This is a genomic window from Stenotrophomonas sp. 610A2, from assembly GCF_030549615.1.
Classification (GTDB): domain Bacteria; phylum Pseudomonadota; class Gammaproteobacteria; order Xanthomonadales; family Xanthomonadaceae; genus Stenotrophomonas; species Stenotrophomonas pigmentata.
Genome location: NZ_CP130832.1, coordinates 3,832,105 through 3,853,509, shown reverse-complemented (window position 1 = coordinate 3,853,509; position 21,405 = coordinate 3,832,105). Strand labels below are relative to the sequence as shown.

18 protein-coding genes are annotated in these 21,405 nt (G+C 64.5%); 14 read left to right on the top strand and 4 right to left on the bottom strand.

The annotated features are described in order from the left end of the window. Window positions 1–671 precede the first annotated feature (671 nt). On the bottom strand, window positions 672–1,124 hold the full coding sequence (locus Q5Z11_RS17080) for a nucleoside deaminase (protein WP_303747502.1): 453 nt from the start codon (window positions 1,122–1,124) through the stop codon (window positions 672–674). A gap of 92 nt (window positions 1,125–1,216) precedes the next feature. Between Q5Z11_RS17080 and ubiE the strand changes: the two genes are divergently transcribed. From ubiE to Q5Z11_RS17065, 3 genes are all read left to right on the top strand, one after another. Further along, a complete protein-coding gene (ubiE, locus tag Q5Z11_RS17075) occupies window positions 1,217–1,981 on the top strand; it encodes a bifunctional demethylmenaquinone methyltransferase/2-methoxy-6-polyprenyl-1,4-benzoquinol methylase UbiE (protein WP_303747501.1) in 765 nt (254 codons plus the stop codon). Window positions 1,982–2,018: 37 nt separating this feature from the next. Continuing rightward, the gene (locus Q5Z11_RS17070; protein ID WP_303747500.1) at window positions 2,019–2,264 is read left to right on the top strand and encodes a hypothetical protein; all 246 of its coding nucleotides are present in this window, start codon (window positions 2,019–2,021) and stop codon (window positions 2,262–2,264) included. 182 nt (window positions 2,265–2,446) lie between these two features. Next, window positions 2,447–4,399 carry a M1 family metallopeptidase gene (locus tag Q5Z11_RS17065; protein WP_303747499.1) on the top strand — a complete coding sequence of 651 codons (1,953 nt, stop codon included), beginning with the start codon at window positions 2,447–2,449 and terminating at the stop codon, window positions 4,397–4,399. A 285-nt stretch (window positions 4,400–4,684) separates the two neighbouring features. Here Q5Z11_RS17065 and Q5Z11_RS17060 read toward each other — a convergent pair whose 3' ends face one another. Together Q5Z11_RS17060 and Q5Z11_RS17055 are read right to left on the bottom strand one after the other, a co-directional pair. After that, window positions 4,685–5,998 (bottom strand): acetamidase/formamidase family protein, encoded by a 1,314-nt coding sequence (locus Q5Z11_RS17060; RefSeq protein WP_303747498.1) that lies wholly within the window; start codon window positions 5,996–5,998, stop codon window positions 4,685–4,687. 165 nt (window positions 5,999–6,163) lie between these two features. Next, window positions 6,164–6,787, bottom strand: coding sequence for a TetR/AcrR family transcriptional regulator (locus Q5Z11_RS17055; RefSeq protein WP_303747497.1), 624 nt, complete (start codon window positions 6,785–6,787; stop codon window positions 6,164–6,166). Window positions 6,788–6,919: 132 nt separating this feature from the next. Here Q5Z11_RS17055 and Q5Z11_RS17050 point away from each other — a divergent pair, with 132 nt between their 5' ends. The 3 genes from Q5Z11_RS17050 (at window position 6,920) to Q5Z11_RS17040 (ending at window position 9,428) form a co-directional block, all read left to right on the top strand. Then, complete coding sequence (locus tag Q5Z11_RS17050; protein WP_405051617.1) at window positions 6,920–7,957, top strand: MBL fold metallo-hydrolase; 1,038 nt, start codon at window positions 6,920–6,922, stop codon at window positions 7,955–7,957. 101 nt (window positions 7,958–8,058) lie between these two features. Beyond that, entirely contained in the window at window positions 8,059–8,793 is a 735-nt protein-coding gene (locus Q5Z11_RS17045; protein WP_303747495.1) for a hypothetical protein, read from the top strand. A 65-nt stretch (window positions 8,794–8,858) separates the two neighbouring features. Continuing rightward, entirely contained in the window at window positions 8,859–9,428 is a 570-nt protein-coding gene (locus Q5Z11_RS17040; RefSeq protein ID WP_303750076.1) for an HAD family hydrolase, read from the top strand. Window positions 9,429–9,663: 235 nt separating this feature from the next. Here the strand turns inward: Q5Z11_RS17040 and Q5Z11_RS17035 are convergent, their stop codons facing one another. After that, the gene (locus Q5Z11_RS17035; protein WP_303747494.1) at window positions 9,664–10,596 is read right to left on the bottom strand and encodes a carbohydrate kinase family protein; all 933 of its coding nucleotides are present in this window, start codon (window positions 10,594–10,596) and stop codon (window positions 9,664–9,666) included. 275 nt (window positions 10,597–10,871) lie between these two features. Here Q5Z11_RS17035 and Q5Z11_RS17030 point away from each other — a divergent pair, with 275 nt between their 5' ends. From Q5Z11_RS17030 to Q5Z11_RS16995, 8 genes are all read left to right on the top strand, one after another. Continuing rightward, window positions 10,872–11,918: a rod shape-determining protein gene (locus tag Q5Z11_RS17030; RefSeq protein WP_005419402.1), complete on the top strand. Its 1,047-nt coding sequence runs from the start codon at window positions 10,872–10,874 to the stop codon at window positions 11,916–11,918. A 154-nt stretch (window positions 11,919–12,072) separates the two neighbouring features. Further along, window positions 12,073–13,197, top strand: coding sequence for a rod shape-determining protein MreC (gene mreC / locus Q5Z11_RS17025; RefSeq protein ID WP_303747493.1), 1,125 nt, complete (start codon window positions 12,073–12,075; stop codon window positions 13,195–13,197). Continuing rightward, window positions 13,194–13,679, top strand: coding sequence for a rod shape-determining protein MreD (mreD, locus tag Q5Z11_RS17020; protein WP_303747492.1), 486 nt, complete (start codon window positions 13,194–13,196; stop codon window positions 13,677–13,679). The genes mreC and mreD overlap by 4 nt, the downstream gene beginning before the upstream one ends. Window positions 13,680–13,682: 3 nt before the next feature. Further along, window positions 13,683–15,779 carry a penicillin-binding protein 2 gene (gene mrdA, locus Q5Z11_RS17015; RefSeq protein WP_303747491.1) on the top strand — a complete coding sequence of 699 codons (2,097 nt, stop codon included), beginning with the start codon at window positions 13,683–13,685 and terminating at the stop codon, window positions 15,777–15,779. Further along, window positions 15,776–16,882, top strand: a complete 1,107-nt coding sequence (gene rodA, locus Q5Z11_RS17010; protein WP_303747490.1) for a rod shape-determining protein RodA — start codon at window positions 15,776–15,778, stop codon at window positions 16,880–16,882. Before mrdA ends, rodA begins: the two co-directional genes overlap by 4 nt. Window positions 16,883–17,350: 468 nt before the next feature. Continuing rightward, a complete protein-coding gene (mltB, locus tag Q5Z11_RS17005) occupies window positions 17,351–18,487 on the top strand; it encodes a lytic murein transglycosylase B (RefSeq protein ID WP_303747489.1) in 1,137 nt (378 codons plus the stop codon). After that, window positions 18,484–19,791 carry a septal ring lytic transglycosylase RlpA family protein gene (locus tag Q5Z11_RS17000; RefSeq protein WP_303747488.1) on the top strand — a complete coding sequence of 436 codons (1,308 nt, stop codon included), beginning with the start codon at window positions 18,484–18,486 and terminating at the stop codon, window positions 19,789–19,791. The genes mltB and Q5Z11_RS17000 overlap by 4 nt, the downstream gene beginning before the upstream one ends. Before the next feature lie 92 nt (window positions 19,792–19,883). Next, window positions 19,884–21,098, top strand: coding sequence for a D-alanyl-D-alanine carboxypeptidase family protein (locus Q5Z11_RS16995; protein ID WP_303747487.1), 1,215 nt, complete (start codon window positions 19,884–19,886; stop codon window positions 21,096–21,098). Window positions 21,099–21,405 lie beyond the last annotated feature (307 nt).

Here is a 21,405-nt window from a genome sequence, read left to right as displayed (position 1 = left end):
GCCCAAAAGCCAACCCCTCCCCTTTGCTACGCAAAAGGGAGGGGGCAAGAAGCGCTCGGCCAAAGGCAGTGGCGTAGTGCCGAGCCATGCTCGGCAGAGGCTTTCCAAGCGAAAACAGGCAGCACAAGCTGCAAAGCCGGGGATTCGTCAGGTGACCCATAACCTGGTCATTTCAGCGATGCCAGCTTCGCGGCTTACGCCGCTCCTACAAACCTGATGGGTTGCCGGTGAAGCCCCTGCCGAGCATGGCTCGGCACTACCGGAATCGGAGCAAAAAAAACCGGGCCAGGCCCGGTTTTTCTATGCTTCGGTAACCGCCAGCTCAAGTAACTGAGCCTTCTCAACCGCGCCCAGACGTTGGGCAAATACCGCAAGGCGGTTGCAGAGCTCGGCCTGGTGTTCCGGATATGCCGCTACCAGTTCACGTTGAACCTGTTGGTAGGCATCCCAGAACGGGGCCGAGCAGCGATGTTGTGCGTACTGCTGTCGCAATTGCTCCCCAGCACGCTGGAGGGATTGGCGACTGCTGTGTTGGATGGGCGTTGTATACATCGCTTCACCTCGATGGCAGTGCCCCTGTACCCCGAGCATAACGCTGTTTTTCTTACGATCTGGCTACAGCGTCTAATTTACCGATGAGATTAATGGGAATTTGTTCAGATAACGTCACGTTATTCGCCGATATCTTCATTCCAGACATCCGGGTTCTCGGCGATATAGCGGCCCATCATCTCGATGCAGCTGGCGTCATTCAGGTCGATGACGTTCACGCCGTTTTCGCGCAACCAGTCGATTCCACCGGGGAAACTGACCGATTCACCCACCACCACGGTGCCGATATTGAACTGGCGAACCAGGCCACTGCAGTACCAGCACGGGGCCAGGGTGGTGACCATGATGGTGTTGCGGTAGCCGCGCTGGCGGCCAGCCTTGCGGAAGGCATCGGTTTCGCCATGGATGGACGGGTCGCCCTCCTGGATGCGCCGGTTGTGGCCGCAGCCAAGCAGGCGGCCATCGTTGTGGTACAGCGCCGCGCCAATCGGGATGCCGCCTTCGGCCAGGCCCTGGCGGGCCTCGGCGATGGCGGTTTCAAGCAGGGCGCGGTAGTCCGGGGTGGTGATCATGCAAGGTCCTTGTGGTGCTGTGGCGATCATCATAGCGGCCGGATTCAGCCTGCTGGCGGCGCAATCGGGCTGTCGGTGCGATAATCGCAGCCATGAGCGAATCCCCCTACAAGACCGGCACCACCCACTTCGGCTTCCGCGATGTACCGGCCAAGGACAAGCAGAAGCTTGTCGGCCAGGTGTTCACTTCCGTGGCCGACAACTACGACCTGATGAACGACCTGATGAGCCTGGGTATTCATCGGCTGTGGAAGCGCTACTTCGTAGCCACTGCGCAGGTAAAGCCGGGCGACCGCGTGCTGGATCTGGCCGGTGGTACCGGTGACATCGCGGTGCTGCTGAAGGAGCGCATCGGCGCCGAGGGCAGCGTGGTGCTGGGCGACATCAACGCCGGCATGTTGTCGGTGGGGCGTGACCGTCTGACCAACCGCGGCCAGGTATCGGGCTTCGAGTGGGTGCAGCTCAACGCGGAGGCCCTGCCGTTCCCGGACCAGAGCTTCGACCTGGTGACGATCTCCTTCGGCCTGCGCAATGTGACCGACAAGGAAGCCGCGCTGCGTGAGATGTACCGCGTGCTGAAGGTGGGCGGGCAGGCGCGCGTGCTGGAGTTCTCGGAAGTGACCGTGGACTGGTTCAAGCCTGTCTACGATTTCCATTCGTTCAAGGTGCTGCCGAAGCTGGGCAAGCTGTTCGCCCGCGGTGACGCCGACAGCTACCAGTACCTGGCCGAGAGCATCCGCAAGCACCCGCCGCAGGAAGAGCTGAAGGCGATGATGACGGAGGCGGGTTTTGGCCGTTGCCATTACAAGAACCTGAGCGCGGGTATTGTTTCGATTCACTCGGGTTACAAGCTTTGAGGCTTGCTTGCTGGGTGTGTTGAGGAAAAGGCGGCCATTGGCCGCCTTTTTTGTAGGTTGGGTGATGCTGTTGATCTTTGCCTTTGCCTTTGCCTTTGCCTTTGCTTTTGCTTTTGCCATTGCCTTTGCTTTTGTCAGTAAAGCCCCTGCCGAGCGTGGCTCGGCACTACGCCTTTGCCCCCTCCCTTTGGCCGCAGGCCAAGGGGAGGGGTTGGTTCTCCAGCTTTTGCCTTGGCCCTTCTCCCGCTTGCGGGAGAAGGGTTGGGATGAGGGGCGCTTTTGATCTAGCCGGTAAAGCTCCTGCCGAGCATGGCTCGGCACTACCTTGGCCCTCGAGCGGGAGCTGATTCACGCAATCCGGCAGTTTCCGCAAAGCCCGCGGGGTACCGCTTGCCGCATCGCCGCAACCGCCACGGCCTTTCGGGTTTAAAATCAGCGGTTATCCCCTGAACCGGTTCCAGATCAATGCGTTCTTCGTTCCTGATGCTGCCCCTGGCCGTGGCGCTTGTCGCCGGCTGTGCCAAAGAACCCGCTGCCCCCACCGCCGATCCCGTCGCCCAGAAGCCCGCCGCCGCCGTGAATACCGTCAGCCGCAGCCACGATGAAAGCTCCTACGCTGAACCGGACAAGGTCGTCATCAAGGACCTGGCGCTGGATCTGAAGGTCGATTTCGACGCCAAGCAGATCGGCGGTACCGCCACCTACACGCTGGAGTGGAAGGACAAGGCGGCCAAGCAGCTGCTGCTGGACACCCGCGAGCTGAGCGTCGAGAAGGTCGAGGCTGTTGCTGCCGACGGCGCAGCCACGCCGCTGCAGTTCGCGCTGGCGCCGGCTGACAAGGTGTTCGGCAGCAAGCTGAGCATCGAAACCCCGGCCCAGCCGACCTCGGTGCGCATCACCTACCACACCGCACCGACCGCCTCCGGCCTGCAGTGGCTGGAGCCGTCGATGACCGAGGGCAAGAAGCTGCCCTTCATGTTCAGCCAGTCGCAGGCGATCCACGCACGTTCATGGGTGCCGCTGCAGGACACCCCGAGCGTCCGTTTCACCTATAGCGCGCATGTCACCAGCCGCCCGGACGTGATGGTGCTGATGAGCGCCGACAATGACCCGAAGGCTGCACGTGATGGCGATTACGCCTTCAAGATGCCGCAGCCGATCCCGTCCTACCTGCTGGCCATCGCCGCCGGTGACCTGGTGTTCGAGCCGATCTCCGAGCGCTCCGGCGTGTGGGCTGAACCGGCCATGGTCAACAAGGCCGCCAAGGAATTCGAGGACACCGAGAAGATGATCGGTGCCGCCGAGAACCTGTACGGCGAATACCGCTGGGGCCGTTACGACATGCTGGTGCTGCCGCCGTCGTTCCCGTTCGGTGGCATGGAAAACCCGCGCCTGACCTTCGCTACCCCGACCGTCATCGTTGGCGACAAGTCGCTGGTGTCGCTGGTCGCGCACGAACTGGCACATAGCTGGTCCGGCAACCTGGTGACCAACGCCAGCTGGAAGGACATCTGGCTCAACGAAGGTTTCACCACCTACGTGCAGGGCCGCATCACCGAGGCGCTGTATGGCGCCGAGATGGCCGAGATGGAGCGCGAGATCGACCAGACCGATCTGCTCAACGAAGTGAAGGACATGAGCCCGGCCGACCAGGCGCTGGCACTGCCGCCGCTCAACGAGCGTGACCCGGACGAAGCGCTGAGCAATGTCGCCTACGTCAAGGGCGCGTGGTTCCTGCAGTTCCTGGAGCAGCGTTTTGGTCGCGCGGTGTTTGATCCGTTCCTGCGTGGCTGGTTCAACGACCATGCTTTCCAGAGCGCGAATACCGACCAGTTCGTCGAGTACATGACGAAGAACCTGCTGCCGAAGAACCCGACCGCGGTCACCGAGGCCGAGCTGAAGGCATGGCTGGAAGAGCCGGGCATCCCGGCCTTCGCCAGCAAGGCCCGTTCGCGCAACTTCGCCGTGGTCGACACTGCACGCATCGCCTTCCTGGGCAGCAGTGCGCTGCCGAGCAACCAGGTGACCCGCGAGTGGAACACCCAGGAATGGGTGCGCTTCATCGATGGTCTGGGTGCTACCCAGCCGATTGAGAAGCTGGCTGTGCTGGACAAGGGTTATCACTTCACCGGTACCCCGAACGGCGAAATCGCGATGCGTTGGTACCCGCTGGCAATCCGCAGCGGCTACACCGATGCACAGGCCGCTGCTGGCGAGTTCATCCAGACCGTTGGCCGCCGCAAGCTGGTGCTGCCGATCTACGCTGAACTGCTGAAGACGCCGGAAGGTCTGGCCTTCGCCAAGGAAGTGTTCGCCAAGGCCAAGCCGGGCTACCACCCGATCACCACCGCCTCGGTGGAAGACATGATCGCCAAGGCGGAAGCTGCACCGAAGCAGGAAGCTGCGCCGAAGCAGTAATTGGCTCAGTTGGCTTCAATCCAAACGGCGAGCTTCGGCTCGCCGTTTGTTTTTGTGCTGCTCCAGGTTTGAGGGCTTCGCATCCGGAGCAGGCGCAGCGCACCCGGAATCCTTCGCGCGGTGCCTTTTTGTAGAGCCGAGCCATGCTCGGCTGGGCGTTACCGGTAAGGCCTCTGCCGAGCATGGCTCGGCACTACATGGCGGCGGTGTTGAGCAGGTTGTACGACTCTCCCGGGCGTGTCGGCTTCCTGCGCCGTAGCCGCAATCAGATTTCGACCGCAGCCCTCATTTGCCGCTCTTTGCCGCAGCGACCGGCAATCCCTTCAACACCGACTTATCAATCTTCGCCGCCACACCAACGCTACGCCCAGCAAGATTGACCACGTTGTACTGCACTGCCACGCCCAGCACCTGCGTTGCCTGCGACATATCCAGGCCATAGGACTGGCGCAGCCACTGCAGCATCCCTGACGTCGCCAGCCGCAGCGCGTCGTCACTCGAACCGGCCTGGCCCAGGGTCATGATCTGCGTAGGCGATTCCACGCGCGGCGTGGCGATGGACTGCTTCTTGATCAGTTCAACTTTCAGCACCACGTCCAGCGATGTCTCCAACGCCCATTGGCTGGTCTCGCCGTCGCCCTGCAGCGCGTGGCCATCGCCGACATACAGCAATGCGCCGGGCTGCTGCACCTCCAGGTACACCGTGTTGCCTTCGACCACGGCGTTGAAATCCATGTTGCCACCGAAGTCGCTGGTGTCGCCGGTGGAGAACGGCGGGTAGCCGAAGCCCGGCGCAACGGCGAGGCCGCCGAGCATCGGCTTGACCGGGATCTCGAAGTTCTTCAATGCGCCGCTGGCGCCTTGCGGGCGGGCCATGCCGCGTACGCGGTCCAGTTCCCAGCGGACCGGCTTGCCAAGCGTCGCGGTTTCGGTGGCGATGCGCGGTGTCTTCAGGCGGCCGACGATGCCGTCGAGGCTGTCGGCGTAGTCGCGGTTGAGTTTCAGCGAGCTGATGGTGATCGCCAGGGTGTCGCCGGGCTCGGCACCGGCGACGAAGAACGGTCCGACCTGCGGGTTGCCGAACAGTGCGCGGGTGATGCCGTGCTCGTCGATACCGCCGGAATCCAGGGTCTTGGTCCGCACCGAGTCGCCCGGCCAGATCACCAATGCGGGGGCGCGCTCGGCGCTGAAGGTATTGGAGTAATCGTTGGGCGTGAAGTCGTGCAGGCGCGGTGCCTTGTCCGGCTGTGCCGGTACCCGCCACGCGCTGAAATCGTGTGCTGCACGCGCGCTGCGGTTGTTGGTGTCCGGCTCGTCGCTGCGGCCCTGCATGCGGTTGCCGTCGATGCGGCCGTCGTAGTGATAGACCTGACCGTCGCTGCCAGTGGCGGTGAACTTCAGCTGCTTGCCGTTCAACGTACCGCTGATCGGATCACCGCCCAGTGTCCCGCTGACACGCACGCCTTTTACGTCCAGATTCAAGGTCTGCTTGGCGCTGTTGCCCCATAGATCGGTGGCCAGGATCCATTGCTCGGCGGCGAGGGCGTGGAGCGGCAGTACGGACAACAACAGCGAAGACCATTTCAGTGAAGTGCGCACGTTGCGTGTGTCTGCGAAGGGCCCGATGGGCGTGTTCGCGGAGTGTACGAATGGCAGCCTTGCTGCCGCAGTGTCAAAGGTAACTACATCTGTAGTCACTCCGGTCGTTCGTGCAGCCGGGCGATGATCCCCGCGGCAGGCTGCCGGACTGGCTCCGCGCCGTACTCAGGGCGTGGCGCGTACCGCCAGGAACATGTCCACGCAGTCGTGCATCACCCGTTGCTGGGCGCTGTCATCCAAGGGCGCAGCGCCCATCGCGATCTGTGGCCAGAACGCGAATGCCTTGACCATGCCCTGCAGCTGGTGGGCGGCCTCGGCCGGGGTGATGTCGTCGCGCAGGCGGTGGTCGGCCTGTGCCGCGCGTATCCAGGTGGTCAGGCCTTCCTCCTTCTCGGCCAGCTTGTCCATCATCGCCCGCGCCCGTTCCGGCGCATGCACCAGCTCGGCCATGGCCACCCGCGACAGGTCGATGAAGCTGGCGTCGCTGAGCAGACGCAGCTTCTGCGCGACGAAGGCCAGCAACTGCTCGCGCAGTGGCTGGGCCGGATCGTAGGCGAGGGCGTCCAGCGACTGGCTCGCTTCCCACAGCTGCCAGAGGATGGCGGTGAACAGCTCGTCCTTGCTGGCGAAGTGGTTGTAGACCGTGCGCTTGGATACCTCGGCGGTGGCGGCGACGCGGTCCATGCTGGTGCCGGCAAAGCCCAGCTCGCGGAACTCGGCCACTGCCGCGCGCAGGATGGCCTCGCGTTTGCGGTCGGTCAGGCGGAGCGGGCGCTTGGAGTCGGTCATCCGCTCATTTTACACCGTTCAGTTTACTTTCCTTGAAATGGAAGTAGACTCGTCAGTGTACTTTTAACGGCAATCCCAGCCATGAAGCGTCGCCTGCCTCGTTTCCTCCTCCTCATTACGGTGCTGATTGCCATGTCCATTGGCCTGCTGACCTGCGGTGCGCATCCCGCCGCTTCCTATGACCAGTCGCCGCAATACGGCGAGGGGCGTTTCCACAACGTGGCCAAGCAGGCCCCGCTTGGTTTCGTGCGTGGCGTGAAGGTGTGGTGGCGCTTCCTGTTCGACAAGCCGGCAGATGCCACGCCGCAGGTGGCGATCCCGGTGCAGGCCTTGACCCGTCAGGCCTTGCTGGACGCGCCCGACGACAGCCTGTGGCGGCTGGGCCATTCGACCATGCTGATGAAGCTGGACGGACACTTCTGGTTGACCGATCCGGTGTTCTCCGAGCGGGTGTCGCCGTTCTCGTTCATGGGGCCGAAGCGCTTCCATGCGCCGCCGCTGTCGATCGACGAGTTGCCCGAGATCACCGGCGTCATCATTTCCCACGACCACTACGATCATCTCGACCATGACGCGGTATTGGCGTTGGCACCGAAGGTGCGGCACTTCGTCACCGCGCTGGGCGTGGGTGATCGTCTGCTGGCCTGGGGCGTGCCGCAGGAGAAGATTACCCAGCTCGACTGGTGGCAGGAAACGCGGATTGAAGGCCTGAAAATCGCGGCGACACCCGCGCAGCACTTCTCCGGTCGCGGCTTGTCCGACGGCAATCGCACCTTGTGGGCATCGTGGGTGATCGATACCGGTCGCACGCGGATCTTCTTCAGTGGCGACAGTGGTTACTTCGATGGCTTTGCGAAGATCGGCGAGCGTTACGGTCCGTTCGACCTGGCGATGGTCGAGACCGGTGCTTACGACGAACAGTGGCCCGGCGTGCACATGCAGCCGGAGCAGAGCCTGCAGGCGCACCTGGATGTGCGCGGCAAGGTGATGATGCCGATCCACAACGGCACGTTCGACCTGGCCCTGCATGCGTGGACCGAGCCGTTCGAGCGGATCACCGCACTGGCGGCGGAGCAGGGCGTGCTGCTGACCGCGCCGCAGATGGGTGAGCGTCTGGATATCCGTGCGCCGGCGCCTTCCACGCATTGGTGGCGGATGGGCGGGGAGTGATACTGGTGGCATGGCGCCAAAGCCAATCCGCAATCCCCAACATGCTCTAAAGTGAAGCCCATCGCGCGCCGATTCGGCGCCATGTTCACCGGAGCTGTTTGATGAAACCACTGATCCTCGGCGCGCTCTGCGCCTTTGCCCTGGCCGCCTGCAGCAACCCGGAGGCCGAACGCCAGCAGCAGGAGGCCGCCGCCGCGCAGGAGCGCGCCAAGCGCGAAGCCGACGCTGAAGGCATCGGCAAGCTGTACGACGCTGCGATCACCGCCACCGATTGGGAGAAGGCGCGCATCCATGGCGCTGCATTGCTCGATCAGTTCCCGGATTCGGAGACCGCCAAGCGCATCGAGCCGGGCTTTGCCGAGGTCCGCGAAAAGGCCGCTGCAGCCAGTGAGCTGCGCCGCATGCAGGCCCTGTGGAATTACAACCAGGTGCCGGTCAAGGGCGGTACCCAGCGTTCGGCGGCGATCTACAGCAAGGACCGTGTGGAAGTGGACAGCACCGGCGCCAAGCAGGTGAACCTGGTGTTCCGCGATCACCCGGAATGGAAGCGCCACGCCTATCTGGTGCTGCAGTCCAGCGACTTCGCCAAAGCCTGCTACCGCGCCTGCCAGGTCAAGGTCAGCGTCGATGGTGCACCGGCCCGCAACATGGCTGCGCATCGCCCGGATACCGACGAGGCCATCGCCATGTTCATTGATGACAACCGCGGTCTGTGGCGGCAGGCACGCAAGGCCACGGTGATCGAGATCGAGTTCCCGGTGCAGGCCGGCGGCACCCGCAAGGCGGTGTTCGAGGTTGGCGGGTTGGACGGCAGCCAGATGCCGAACTGGGATTGATCCAGGTGCTCGCTGATGTGGCGGGGCGGTCCGACGTCGCCGCCAGCCGTCATTGGGTGTTCGACATGGACGGCACCCTGACCGAGCCGGTGCATGACTTTGAATTGATCCGGCGCGAGCTGCAGATTCCTGCGGATGCGGACATCCTCGATCATCTGGCCAGCCTTCCCGCGCAGCAGGCCGCTGACAGTCACGCTTGGCTGATGCAGCACGAGCGGGAGCTGGCCGAGGCATCGGTCGCAGCGCCGGGAGCGGTGGCCTTGATCCGCGCGCTGCATGCCGATGGTTGCCGGCTGGGCATCCTTACCCGCAATGCGCGCGAGTTGGCGGAAGTGACCTTGGCGGCGATCGGCGTGGCGGAGTGCTTTGCCGTCGAAGAAATCATCGGCCGCTGGGAAGTGGAGCCCAAGCCGTCACCGGCTGGGTTGCAGTTCTTTGCCGAGCGCTGGCAGGTGTTGCCTGCGCAGATGCGGATGGTCGGGGATCATTACTACGACCTGGCCACGGCAAAGGCGGCGGGGGTGCCGGGCATCCTGATCAATGTGCCGGATGATCCGTGGCCGGGCATGGCGCAGTGGCAGCTGCGTGATTGTGTGCAGTTGCTGCAGCAGTGGCAGGCCGCAAAATCCGGGTAGGGCCGAGCCATGCTCGGCTGGGGCGTCACCAGCAAACCCTCTTGTAGGAGCGGCGTAAGCCGCGAAGCTCGCGCACCATCAGATTGCCGAATTCGCCTGTAATCCAGCATCACCAGCTTCGCGGCTTACGCCGCTCCTACAGATGTCATGCGGCCTGCGGCTTGCCGGTAAGGCTTCTGCCGAGCCTAGCTCGGCACTACAGTTAAAAAAAACGGCGCCGAGGCGCCGTTTTTTCTTAGAGGCCGTAGCCGAATTGCTGTTTGAACTGGTCGTTGAACTCGGCGAAGTCGAAGCGCTGGTTCTGCGTGCCCGGGTGTTCAACCTTGAGCGCGCCCATCAGGTTGCTCATGCGGCCGACGGTCAGCCAATCCATGCCCTTCTCGATGCCGTAGATCAGGCCGGCGCGGAAGGCGTCGCCACAACCGGTCGGGTCGACCACGCGGCGCTCGTGCGCCGGCGGGATGTCGAAGCTCTTTTCCGGGGTGTGGATGATGGCGCCACGCGGGCCCTGGGTGGTGATGTAGGCCTTGGTCCGGGCGACGATGTCCTTCTCGTTCCAGCCGGTGCGTTCCTGCAGCAGGTTGGATTCGTAGTCGTTGACGACCACGTAGTCGGCCTGCTCGATGAACTCGCGCAGCTCGGGGCCGTTGAACAGCGGCAGCGCCTGGCCCGGGTCGAAGATGAAGGGAATGCCGCATTCCACGAACTCGGCCGCGTTCTGGATCATGCCTTCGCGGCCGTCCGGGGCCACGATGCCGAAAGTGACGCCCGGCACGTCGCGCACGTGGTTCTCATGCGAACGCATCATCGCGCCCGGGTGGAAGGCGGTGATCTGGTTGTTGTCGTGGTCGGTGGTGATGAAGCACTGCGGGGTGAACATGTCTTCCAGCACCCGCACCTGGCTCAGGTCGATGCCCATGCGCTCGAAGTGCTCGCGGTACGGGCCGAAGTCCTGGCCCACGGTGCCCATCGGGATCGGGCTGCCGCCCAGCAGCTTCAGGTTGTAGGCGATGTTGCCGGCGCAGCCGCCCAGCTCGCGGCGCATGCGCGGGACCAGGAACGACACATTCAGGATGTGCACCTTGTCCGGCAGGATGTGGTTCTTGAACTGGTCCGGGAACACCATGATGGTGTCAAAGGCAAGGGAACCACAGATCAAAGCGGACATTGCGTACAGGCCTATACGTAAAAGGGAAAAGGCCACCGCGCACGCGCAGGCAACCCGGCGCGACTGCGCGCCAAAGTGGGTAAGGTTACCGGCTGCGACGGCCCACGGCCAGAAGCAAGGATGTACCGCAGCTGCCCGGAGTGGTCGAAAGCCCAGAATTCACTAGGATTTTCCTTGCTCGGGCGGGGGTGGGTTGATAGGCTAACTGCCCTCATTTTCTGCCCATTTTTTCGCCAACCGGCGTGGGCACGGCACCCGTCAGGATCACTCCCCAGATGTTCAAGAAGCTGCGCGGCATGTTCTCCAATGACCTGTCCATTGACCTGGGCACGGCCAACACCCTTATCTATGTGCGCGGCCAGGGAATCGTGCTGAACGAGCCATCGGTCGTGGCCGTGCGCCAGGACCGTGCCATCGGTGGCACCCGTTCGGTGGCTGCCGTCGGCGCAGAGGCCAAGCAGATGCTTGGCCGTACCCCGGGCCATATCACCACCATCCGCCCGATGAAGGACGGCGTCATCGCCGACTTCACCTATACCGAGGCGATGCTCAAGCATTTCATCAAGAAGGTGCACAAGTCGCGCGTGCTGCGCCCGAGTCCGCGCGTGCTGGTCTGCGTGCCGGCCGGCTCCACCCAGGTCGAGCGTCGCGCCATCAAGGAATCGGCCGAGGAGGCCGGTGCGCGTGATGTGTTCCTGATCGAAGAGCCGATGGCTGCTGCGATCGGTGCCGGCATGCCGGTCACCGAGGCGCGCGGTTCGATGGTCATCGATATCGGCGGTGGTACCACCGAAGTTGCGGTCATCTCGCTGAACGGCATTGTATATTCGGCCTCGGTGCGCATCGGCGGCGACCGCTTCGACGAATCCATCACCAATTACGTGCGCCGCAACCACGGCATGCTGATCGGTGAAGCCACCGCCGAGCGCATCAAGGTGGAGCTGGGCTGCGCCTACCCGCAGGCAGAAGTGATCGAGATGGAAATCTCCGGCCGCAACCTCGCCGAGGGCGTGCCGAAGATGATCAAGATCAGCTCCAACGAGGTGCTGGAAGCCCTGCACGAGCCGCTGTCGGGCATCGTCTCGGCGGTCAAGCTGGCCCTGGAGCAGACCCCGCCGGAACTGTGCGCCGACGTCGCCGAGCGCGGCATCGTGCTGACCGGTGGTGGCGCCCTGCTGCGCGACCTGGATCGCCTTATCTCCGAGGAAACCGGCCTGCACGTGCAGGTGGCCGATGACCCGTTGACCTGTGTGGCCCGCGGTGGCGGTCGTGCGCTGGAGCTGGTGGACATGCACGGCAACGAGTTCTTCGCGCCGGAATAAGTCGGAGGGAATGGAGAATGGGGAATCGGGAATGGGGCAGGGCTTCCTGCATCTTGATCCACTGCCCAGCACTCGTTTCCCCGACCACTCGGCGTGACGCAAGCCACGCCGTTTCCGTTCTTCATTCCCGATCCATCCTTCCCAGTCTTCTGCCGTGCCCCCTTACGCCGGTCCTCCCGTAGCCTCCCGTCAGGGAGACGCCGCCAGCACGCTGCGTCTGCTGGCGTACCTGGCCTTGGCCATCACCTTGATCGTGCTCGACGACCAGGGCGGCTGGATGTCGCGTCTGCGCGCCCAGGCCAATGTGCTGGTGCAGCCGATCTGGGCCTTGGCCGGTGTGCCGGGCCGGGTTGGGGCCTCGGTAAAGGACAATGCCGCCAGCCACACCCAGCTGGTCAGCGAGAACCGCGAGCTGCGCAACCAATTGCTGGTCGCCAACGCGCGGTTGACCCGCCTGCAGACGGCTGCCTTGGACAACGCGCAGCTGCGCGAGCTGCTCAACGTGGCCGAACGCAATGGCCTGGACGTACAGCTGGCCCCCATCCTCGATATCGACCTGGACCCGGTCAAACAACGACTGGTACTGGATTCGGGCAGCAGTGCCGGCGTGCATGTCGGCCAGGCGGTGATCGACGCCGGTGGCCTGATGGGCCAGGTGATAGCGGTGACGCCCGCGCATTCGACCGTGCTGCTGCTGACCGACCCGGACCACGCGGTGCCGGTGGCGGTGGCGCGCAATGGCGTACGGCTGATTGTCTACGGCCGTGGCGACCGCCTGGAGCTTCGTGATATTCCGCTCAGCGCTGGCGTGGAAGTCGGCGATGAGATCGTCACTTCCGGCCTCGGTGGGCGTTTCCCGGCCGGCTTCCCGGTCGGCAAGATCCTCAAGCTGCGCCCGGACGATACCCACGCCTTCCTGGTCGGCGAGCTGGAACCGGCGGCCAAGCTGGACCGCGGCCGCAACGTGTTGTTGCTGCGCTCGGTGCCGCCGCTGCCGCAGTTGCCTGACAGCACTGCAGTTGATCCCGCGCTGGATGCGACGGCGGGTGGCCCGCCAGCGGCACCGGCCAATCGCATGGGTGCCGCGGTGGTTCCCGCCACGGATGCTGCAGCCAGCCAGACGGCTCCGGCTGCAACGCAGCCCGCTGCCAGTGTGCCGGCAGCTGCCGAAGGGCAGGTGCCCGCCGTAGCTGCGCCGACGGCGCCAACCAGCGAATCCACCAGCCCGGCAGCGCCTGTCACCACTGATAACCCGACCCCGCCGCAGGTGCGCCCATGAGTCGTCTGCGCACCAAGGGCTGGGTAATGCCGGTCAGTTTCGTGCTGGCCCTGTTGCTGACCCTGATCCCGTTGCCGGAACTGCTGCAGCCGGCGCGCCCGTATTGGCTGGCGCTGGTGCTGGCCTATTGGGTGATCGAAACCCCGGACAAGGTCGGGCTGGGCTTTGCCTTCTGCATCGGCTTGCTGGCCGATGTGATGTTTGGCGGAATTCTCGGTGAGCAGGCACTGCGGCTGGTGATGATGGCCTTCATCCTGCAGCGCTTCCGTGCCCGCATCCGCTTCTTCCCGCTATCCCAGCAGGCCTTGGCGATGGGCGGCCTGCTGTTCAACGACCGCGTGATCGATGCCGCCATCCACCTGCTGGTGGGTGAGCCCTTGCTGCCGTGGAGCTACTGGGTGGCGCCGCTGCTGGGCATGGCCCTGTGGTTGCCGCTGTATGTGCTGCTGGACGCGGTACGACTGGGCAAGCGCGGGCGCTGACGCATGGCTTCGCGCCGCCAGAACAAGAATCCGCACGCCGAGGCCGAGCAGTTCCGGCGTCGTGCCGCGATTGGCTTCCTCGGTGTTTTGCTGACCCTGGGTTTCCTCGCCGGCTGGTACTTCAAGCTGCAGGTGCTGGACCACGATATCTACGCCACCCGTTCCGAGGCCAACCGCATCAAGGCGCGGCCGGTGGTGCCTGGGCGCGGCCTGATCTACGACCGCAACGGCCGCCTGCTGGCGGAGAACGTGCCGGCCTTCCGCCTGGATGTCACCGCCGACAAGGTCCAGGACATGGACGCCACTCTTGCCGGGTTGCAGAAGATCTTCGCGCTCAGCGAGGAAGATATCGAGCGCTTCAAGCAATCACGCAAGGCGCGTCGCGGCTTCATGCCGGTGACGCTGAAACTGCGGGTCAGCGACGACGAGATGGCACGCTTCGCGGTGGACCGCTGGCGTTACCCGGGTGTGGAGCTCGAACCCTATCTGACCCGGCGTTACCCCTACGGCGATCTGTTCGGCCACATCATCGGCTACGTCGGCCGTGTCGATGACAAGGACCTGGAAGAGCTGGGCGAGGGCAATGCGGCGCTGACCCACATCGGCAAGTCGGGGCTGGAGCGTTTCTACGAAACCCAGCTGCGCGGCAAGATCGGCTACGAGCAGGTCGAGACCAATGTGCAGGGCCGTGCGATCCGCACGGTTGGGCGGGTGCCGGCGCAGTCGGGCACCGATCTGCGCCTGTCGATCGACGCTGACCTGCAACGCGCGATGGTGGCGGCGTTCGGTGAGCAGGAAGGCTCGGCGGTGGCGATCGATCCGCGCACTGGCGAGATCCTGGCCATGGTCAGCCTGCCGTCGTTCGACCCCAATCTGTTCGTCAACGGCATTTCCCATGCCGACTTCAAGGCGCTCAACGAGAACCCCTCGCGGCCGCAGTTCAATCGATTGGTGCTGGGCGGTGTGGCACCGGGTTCGACAGTAAAGCCCTTCCTTGGCCTGGCTGGCCTGGACAGCGGCCTGCGCCGACCCGAAGACAAGATCCTGTCGCGCGGCATGTTCTACCTGCCCGGCGTCAGCCGTGGCTGGGGTGACGCCAACCGTGGCGGCCATGGCTGGACCGACCTGCGCAAATCCATCTCGCAGTCGGTCAATACCTATTACTACCAGCTCGGTATCGACATGGGCATCGAGCGCTATGACGACTACATGGGCAACCGCTATGGCTTCGGCCAGCCAACCGGCATCGATCTGGCCGGTGAGATCGGCGGCATCCTGCCGTCACCGGCGGCCAAGCTCAAAGCCAACAAGGAGCGCTGGTATCCGGGTGACACGGTCAATGCCAGCATCGGCCAGGGGCTGTGGAAGGTGACGCCGCTGCAGCTCGTGCGCGGTGTTGGTGGTCTGGCCACCGGCCAGCTGCGTACGCCGCATCTGGTGATGGAGCAGCGCGCCGGCTTCGACCACGACTGGGCACCAACGCCACAGCCGGCGAGCAGGCCGATCAGTCCCAATCCGGCCAATGTGCAGGCAGTGCGCGAGGGCATGATGGGTACCATGCAGCCCGGCGGCAGTGGCTGGCGTGTGGCCGCCGGTGCGCAGTACCACATGGCCGGCAAGACCGGCACCGCGCAGGTCATCAGCCGCAAGGGCACGGCCGCGTTGAATCCGCGCAGCCTGCCGATGCACCTGCGTCACCGCGCGCTGTTCGTGGGTTTTGCGCCTGCCGAGGAGCCGGTGATCGCAATTGCCATCGCGGTGGAAGGTGGCGGTTACGGTGGTTCGGCCGCCGCGCCGATCGCACGCAAGGTGTTTGATGCCTGGTTGCTCGGGGTGATGCCCGAAGGCCTGCAACCGCTGGATGCCGAGCGCGGCACGGTGGCGGTAGGCGTGACCACGTTTGATACCGAAGATGCCAGCTGGCGTGCACGCGGTGAGCAGGTGGCGCCGCAGTTCGCCGATCTGCCGATCATGGTGGGCGCTCCGGCGCCGCTGCCGGGTGTGCCGCCGCAGCCAGCGCCAGAGGCGCTGCCCGGGGTTGCACCGGCAAGCGCGCGTCCCGCCGCGCCGGCAGCAACGCCAACGGAGGCACGTCGATGAGGGATTTCCTGCGCTGGGCCTTGGAGATGGGCCAGCGGCTCAGTCGCGGCCTGGATTGGCCGCTGCTGTTTGCCTTGCTTGCCTTGATGGGCATTGGCCTGTCGGTGCTGGACAGTGCGGGTGGCAGCGGCCTGGTGATGGCGCAGGGCGCTCGCTTTGCAGTGGGCCTGGTGGCGATGTGGGCGATTGCGCGGGTGTCGATCCTGCGCATCCGTGCATGGACGCCGATGATCTACGCGTTCTCAATGCTGCCGCTGCTGGCGGTGTTCGTGCTCGGCACCGGCAAATACGGACGGCAATGGTTGAATCTTGGCCTGTTCTACCTGCAACCGGCCGAGCTGTTGAAGGTCAGCCTGCCGATGATGGTGGCCTGGTATCTCAATCGAATGCCCTTGCCGCCGCGCATTCCGGTGGTGCTGGTGGCAGCGGTGATCATCGGTGTGCCGACCGGGCTGGTGATGCTGCAGCCGGACTTCGGTACCGGCGTGCTGATCGCCGCCAGCGGTGCCTTCGTGCTGCTGCTGGCCGGCTTGCCCTGGTGGTGGGTGGGCGTGGGCGTGGGTGGCGTTGCCGCGGCCGCACCGGTTGCCTGGTTCTGGCTGCTGCGGCCCTACCAGAAGGACCGCATCATGATGTTCCTGGACCCGGAGAGCGATGCGCTGGGTGCGGGCTGGAACATCATCCAGTCCAAGATCGCCATTGGCTCCGGCGGCTTCACCGGCAAGGGCTGGGGGCTGGGCTCGCAGTCGCACCTGAACTTCATTCCCGAGCAGACCACCGACTTCGCGTTCTCGGTGCTCAGCGAAGAATACGGCTGGGTCGGCGTGGCCCTGGTGCTGGCGCTATACCTATTCGTGATCGGGCGCTGCCTGTGGATAGCGGTGGATTCGCGCGATACCTATTCGCGGTTGCTGGCCGGTGCCACCGGCCTGGCGTTCTTCGTCTACATCCTGGTCAACGGCGGCATGATCTCCGGCCTGCTGCCGGTAGTGGGTGTGCCGATGCCGCTGATCAGTTACGGCGGCACCTCGGCGGTGTCCTTGCTGGCGGGCTTCGGCCTGGTGATGGCGGTGCGCGCGCACCGGCCGGTGCATGGCGGCTGACGCAATGCTGTTGCGCGGATCGCGTATTGATCCGCGCCAATGTTGCGAGCTTTGATCCAGATCAAACACCTGGCTTAACCAAGCCTTCACACTACGCCCCGTCACCGGCGCGCAGTCAGCGCTGTGATTGCCAGCTCGCCGTATGGGGCGATTGGCAGGTTGGCATCTGGCGGGAAGACGGGGGGAGCCGTCGTCCCGGGTCCTCCGGACGCTGACGCGAGTGTCGGTCATCTCAGCGGGATGGGGAGATGACCGGCGCTCCATTTTCCTGCTGGCTGCAGGGCCCGATCTCGTTGCGCAGCGCTCGCGCCGTTCCACGCGCAGCTGCATTGCGTCGCCCATTCATCGAAAGCGCTTGGCCAACATGGTCAATAGCGGCGTCTGCCGAAGCGTATTTTCTACTTCAATCTTGTTGTGTTTCATGGTGTTATTGCGGGAAATTCATCTTTGACCTGCTAATCTCGCCCGATGATTAGACGCGCCCTGGTTTGCTGCCTCACCCTTGGCATGGTTGCCTGCGCAACCCAGCCGAAGACTCCTACACCCCTGCCGGCCCCGGCGGAAACTCCGGTCAAGCCGAGCACCGGCCCCGCCGAAGCCGTACCCGAGGCCAAGGCTGCGTTGCCGCCGGTCGACCTGACGCCAGTGCCGTTCGAAATCGCCCGCGCCAATTTCGTGCGTGATACGGCGGCCAAATACCGCATTGATCCGGCCTATATCGAAGCCACCCTGGCCCAGGCGCAGATCCGCGAGCCGATCATTGCCGCGATGTCGCGTCCGGCTGAGCGGGTCAAGCCGTGGAACGAATACCGGCCGATGTTCATCACCCAGGCCCGCATCGATGGTGGCCGCGCCTTCCTGGCGCAGCATCGCGATGAGCTGATGCGGGTGCAGGAACGCACCGGCGTGCCGGCCGAGGTGATCGTTTCCATCATTGGTGTTGAGACCAGCTACGGCCGCAATGCCGGCAACCACCGCGTGCTGGATGCGCTGTACACACTGGCCTTCAAGTACCCGCGCAGCGGCGACCCGGCCAAGCTCGAGCGCGAAGTGCGCCGCGAACTGTTCTTCCGTGATGAGCTGGCCAAGCTGTTCGAACTGAGCGCACTGGAAAAGCTCGACATCACCTCGCTCAAGGGCAGTTACGCCGGTGCGATGGGCATGGGCCAGTTCATGCCGTCCAGCTACCTGGACTTCGCCGTGGACGGCAATGGCGATGGCCGCCGTGACCTGTTCAACAGCTATGACGACGTGTTCTCGTCCATTGCCAATTACTTCGTCAAGAAGGGTGGCTGGATCCGCGGCGGCACCGTGGCGGTACCGGCGACGCTGCAGGCCGGCTTCGAGGAGTTCAATCCCACCGATTGGACCCCGACCTACACCGTCACCGAGTTGGCTGCGCGCGGTTACCAGCCGATCACGCCGGTGCGTGCGGTGAACGCCAAGGCCACCCCGGTAACGCTGGAAGGCAGTGACGGCAAGCAGTACTGGCTGGGCTTCCAGAACTACTACGCAATCACCCGTTACAACATCTCCAAAATGTACGCGATGGCCGTGTTCCAGCTGTCCCAGGCCATCGCCGGCAAGGAGCTTCCCCCGGCATGAACATCAAGTGGCTGGTCCCTGCGTTGATCGTGCTCGGGCTGGCCGCCTGCAGCAGCGCCCCCAAGAAGTCGGCACCCGGTGCGGGTGCGAGCTCGGCATCGCGGCCGGCAACGGTGGTACACGGGCGTGGCGGTGCGCGCGGTGAATGCCCGGAGGGCTCACCTTATGCGAAGGCGCAGGAAGACCTGTCCACCCGTGGCAATTACACCGCTGGCGGCCTGTACAAGCCCGGTGTAAGTGACTCCACGCCGAGCTACATACCCAACGTGGACTGCATTCCCGAGCCGGTGGTGACCAACGAGGCGCGCTCGGCTGTTGGCAATCGCTCGCCGTATACGGTGCTGGGCAAGCAGTACCAGATCATGGACCGTGTCGATAACTACGTGGAACAGGGCACCGCCTCGTACTACGGGCAGAAGTTCCACGGCCGCCTCACCTCCAACCGTGAGGTGTACGACATGTACGCCTTCACCGCCGCGCACAAGACCTTGCCGCTGCCGAGCTTCGCGCGGGTGACCAACCTGGACAACGGTGAATCGGTGATCGTGCGCGTCAACGATCGCGGTCCGTTCCACGAAGGCCGCGTCATCGATCTCAGCTACGCCGCCGCAGTGCGGCTGGGCATCACCCAGCGCGGCACCGGCCGGGTAGAAGTGCATGGACTGACCCCCGGCAGCGAAAACCTGCAGGCCTCCGGCGACAGCCGTCGCGCCCGACGTGAACGGGCGGCTGCGACGGTTGCCGCGGCTGTACCGGCAACGCGGCCCGCAGCGGCCAGCCCCAGTCGCATGGACCAGCTGGTGGAGAAGCTGCCGAGCGCACCGGCACGTCCGGTTGCTGGCAATGCCGACCATTTCGAGACCTGGATGAAGGACAACGGCGTGCGTGTCGCCACCGGTCGTCCAGCCACCACCAGCGCCGCCACCACTTCATCGGGGCCGGTGAGCGTTCAGGCGCTGCCGGCATCGTCGGAATTGCTGCAGTTCACCCCGCCGCCGGGCGTTGCGGGCGGTGCAGCGTCGGTTCCCAAAGCCGTGCCCTCGGCCCAGCCTGACCCCGCTTCGCGCGCGCTGGGGGCTATCCTGCTGCAGGTTGCCAGTTTCTCCAGCCGCGACAATGCTGCGCGGGCCTTGGGCCAGCTGACGTCGGCGGGTATTGTCGGGGCCAGCCTCAGTGACATCGTCAGTGGTGGCCGTACCCTGTGGCGCCTGCGTGTGCCGGCCAGCGACAGCAGCAGTGCCACGGAACTTGCCGGCCGCATTGCCGGTCTTGGATTTGGCCTGCCGCAAGTGGTTCGCGATTAACCCCAGCCATACCGGGGTGCCGCCAGCTGGCAGGTGTCGCCCTACAATGACTCCCCGAATTTTCCTTCCTCGTCCATCAGGGCCCCTGTCCGATGAAATTCCGCTTTGCCGCCGCTGCACTGGCCACCACGCTCGTCGTGGGTCTGGCCTCCGCCCAGACACCCACCCCGACGCCGACCCCCGCGCCGGCCGCAGCTGCCGCTCCGGCACAGGTGGCAACGCCGCCGGCACCGGTCCCGACCACGGCCACGGCATGGGTGCTGATGGATTACGCCACCGGCCAGGTGCTGGCGGGCGAGAACATCCACACGCCGCTGCCGCCGGCCAGCATCACCAAGGTGATGACCTCCTACGTGCTTGCCGCGGAAATGAAGACCGGCAAGATCAAGCCGGACGACCAGGTGATGATGAGCGAGCGCGCCTGGCGCGAAGGCGGCGCAGGCACCGACGGCAGCTACAGCGGCTTCCCGGTCAACCAGACCGCGCGTCTGGAAGACATGGAAAAGGGCATGGCGATCCAGTCCGGCAACGACGCGGCCATCGCGCTGGCCGAACATGCCGCAGGCAGTCAGGAAGCGTTTGCGGCGTTGATGAACAGCTACGCCGCCAAGATCGGCATGAAGGATTCGCACTTCGTCAACGCACACGGCCTGAACGCCGAGGGTCACCAGTCCAGCGCCTACGATCTGGCGTTGCTGGGCCGCGCCTTCGTGCGTGATTACCCGGAGACCTATGCGTACAACAAGATCAAGGAATTCACGGTAGGCAAGATCACCCAGCCGAACCGCAACCTGCTGTTGTGGCGTGACCAGAGCGTGGACGGCATCAAGACCGGCCACACCTCGGCTGCCGGCTACTGCCTGCTGAGCTCGGCGCAGCGCGGTGACCAGCGTCTGGTGGCGGTGTTGATGGGCGGTGCATCGGAGAAGCAGCGTGCTGACGACAGCCTGGCGTTGTTGAATTGGGGTTTCCGTTTCTTCGAAACCCATCGCATGTATGAGCCGGGCAAGGCGGTGACCACGCAGCATGTGTGGAAGGGCGCAGCCGATGAGGTGCAGTTGGGCGTGGCGCAGCCGATGTTGGTGAGCGTGCCGCGCGGCCGTTACAACGATCTGAAGCCGTCGATGGACGTGCCGAAGGAGTTGGTGGCGCCGATCACTGCAGGTCAGCAGATTGGTACGGTCAAGGTGTCGCTGGACGGCAAGGTAGTTGCCGAGGCGCCGTTGGTGGCTGTGCAGGCGGTGGAAGAGGGCGGTTTCTTCAAGCGTCTGTGGGATGCCTTCATGATGTGGTGGAAGTCCGAGTAAGGGCTTTCATCGGCTGAAAAGCCGAGCGGCGTTGCGGTGTTCTGTCGACTGGAATCCAGGTCGATGGGACGCAGCAACGCCGCTTTTGTTTTGTCTACAGAGTGGCGCAGCTCCGCTCCCACCCTCGCCGATTGCAGCTTCGCCCCCTCCCTTTGCCGCAGGCAAGGGGAGGGCCGGGAAGGGGTAGCTTTTGCTGTTGTCGTTGCTTCGGCCTTTGACGTTGACCCACCGGGCCCCTTCCGCAGCGACGGAGCCAGTGGGAAGAACCCGAAGGGCGACGTGCATGGATGCACGTCGTTTTTCGCCA

Excerpts from the sequence above, each read along its gene's own strand:
- Q5Z11_RS17080 (WP_303747502.1), bottom strand. The coding sequence starts at position 1,124 with ATGATCACCACCCCGGACTACCGCGCCCTGCTTGAAACCGCCATCGCC.
- ubiE (WP_303747501.1), top strand. The coding sequence starts at position 1,217 with ATGAGCGAATCCCCCTACAAGACCGGCACCACCCACTTCGGCTTCCGC.
- Q5Z11_RS17065 (WP_303747499.1), top strand. The coding sequence starts at position 2,447 with ATGCGTTCTTCGTTCCTGATGCTGCCCCTGGCCGTGGCGCTTGTCGCC.
- Q5Z11_RS17055 (WP_303747497.1), bottom strand. The coding sequence starts at position 6,787 with ATGACCGACTCCAAGCGCCCGCTCCGCCTGACCGACCGCAAACGCGAG.
- Q5Z11_RS17050 (WP_405051617.1), top strand. The coding sequence starts at position 6,920 with ATGTCCATTGGCCTGCTGACCTGCGGTGCGCATCCCGCCGCTTCCTAT.
- Q5Z11_RS17045 (WP_303747495.1), top strand. The coding sequence starts at position 8,059 with ATGAAACCACTGATCCTCGGCGCGCTCTGCGCCTTTGCCCTGGCCGCC.
- Q5Z11_RS17040 (WP_303750076.1), top strand. The coding sequence starts at position 8,859 with ATGGACGGCACCCTGACCGAGCCGGTGCATGACTTTGAATTGATCCGG.
- Q5Z11_RS17035 (WP_303747494.1), bottom strand. The coding sequence starts at position 10,596 with ATGTCCGCTTTGATCTGTGGTTCCCTTGCCTTTGACACCATCATGGTG.
- Q5Z11_RS17030 (WP_005419402.1), top strand. The coding sequence starts at position 10,872 with ATGTTCAAGAAGCTGCGCGGCATGTTCTCCAATGACCTGTCCATTGAC.
- mreD (WP_303747492.1), top strand. The coding sequence starts at position 13,194 with ATGAGTCGTCTGCGCACCAAGGGCTGGGTAATGCCGGTCAGTTTCGTG.
- mrdA (WP_303747491.1), top strand. The coding sequence starts at position 13,683 with ATGGCTTCGCGCCGCCAGAACAAGAATCCGCACGCCGAGGCCGAGCAG.
- rodA (WP_303747490.1), top strand. The coding sequence starts at position 15,776 with ATGAGGGATTTCCTGCGCTGGGCCTTGGAGATGGGCCAGCGGCTCAGT.
- mltB (WP_303747489.1), top strand. The coding sequence starts at position 17,351 with ATGATTAGACGCGCCCTGGTTTGCTGCCTCACCCTTGGCATGGTTGCC.
- Q5Z11_RS17000 (WP_303747488.1), top strand. The coding sequence starts at position 18,484 with ATGAACATCAAGTGGCTGGTCCCTGCGTTGATCGTGCTCGGGCTGGCC.
- Q5Z11_RS16995 (WP_303747487.1), top strand. The coding sequence starts at position 19,884 with ATGAAATTCCGCTTTGCCGCCGCTGCACTGGCCACCACGCTCGTCGTG.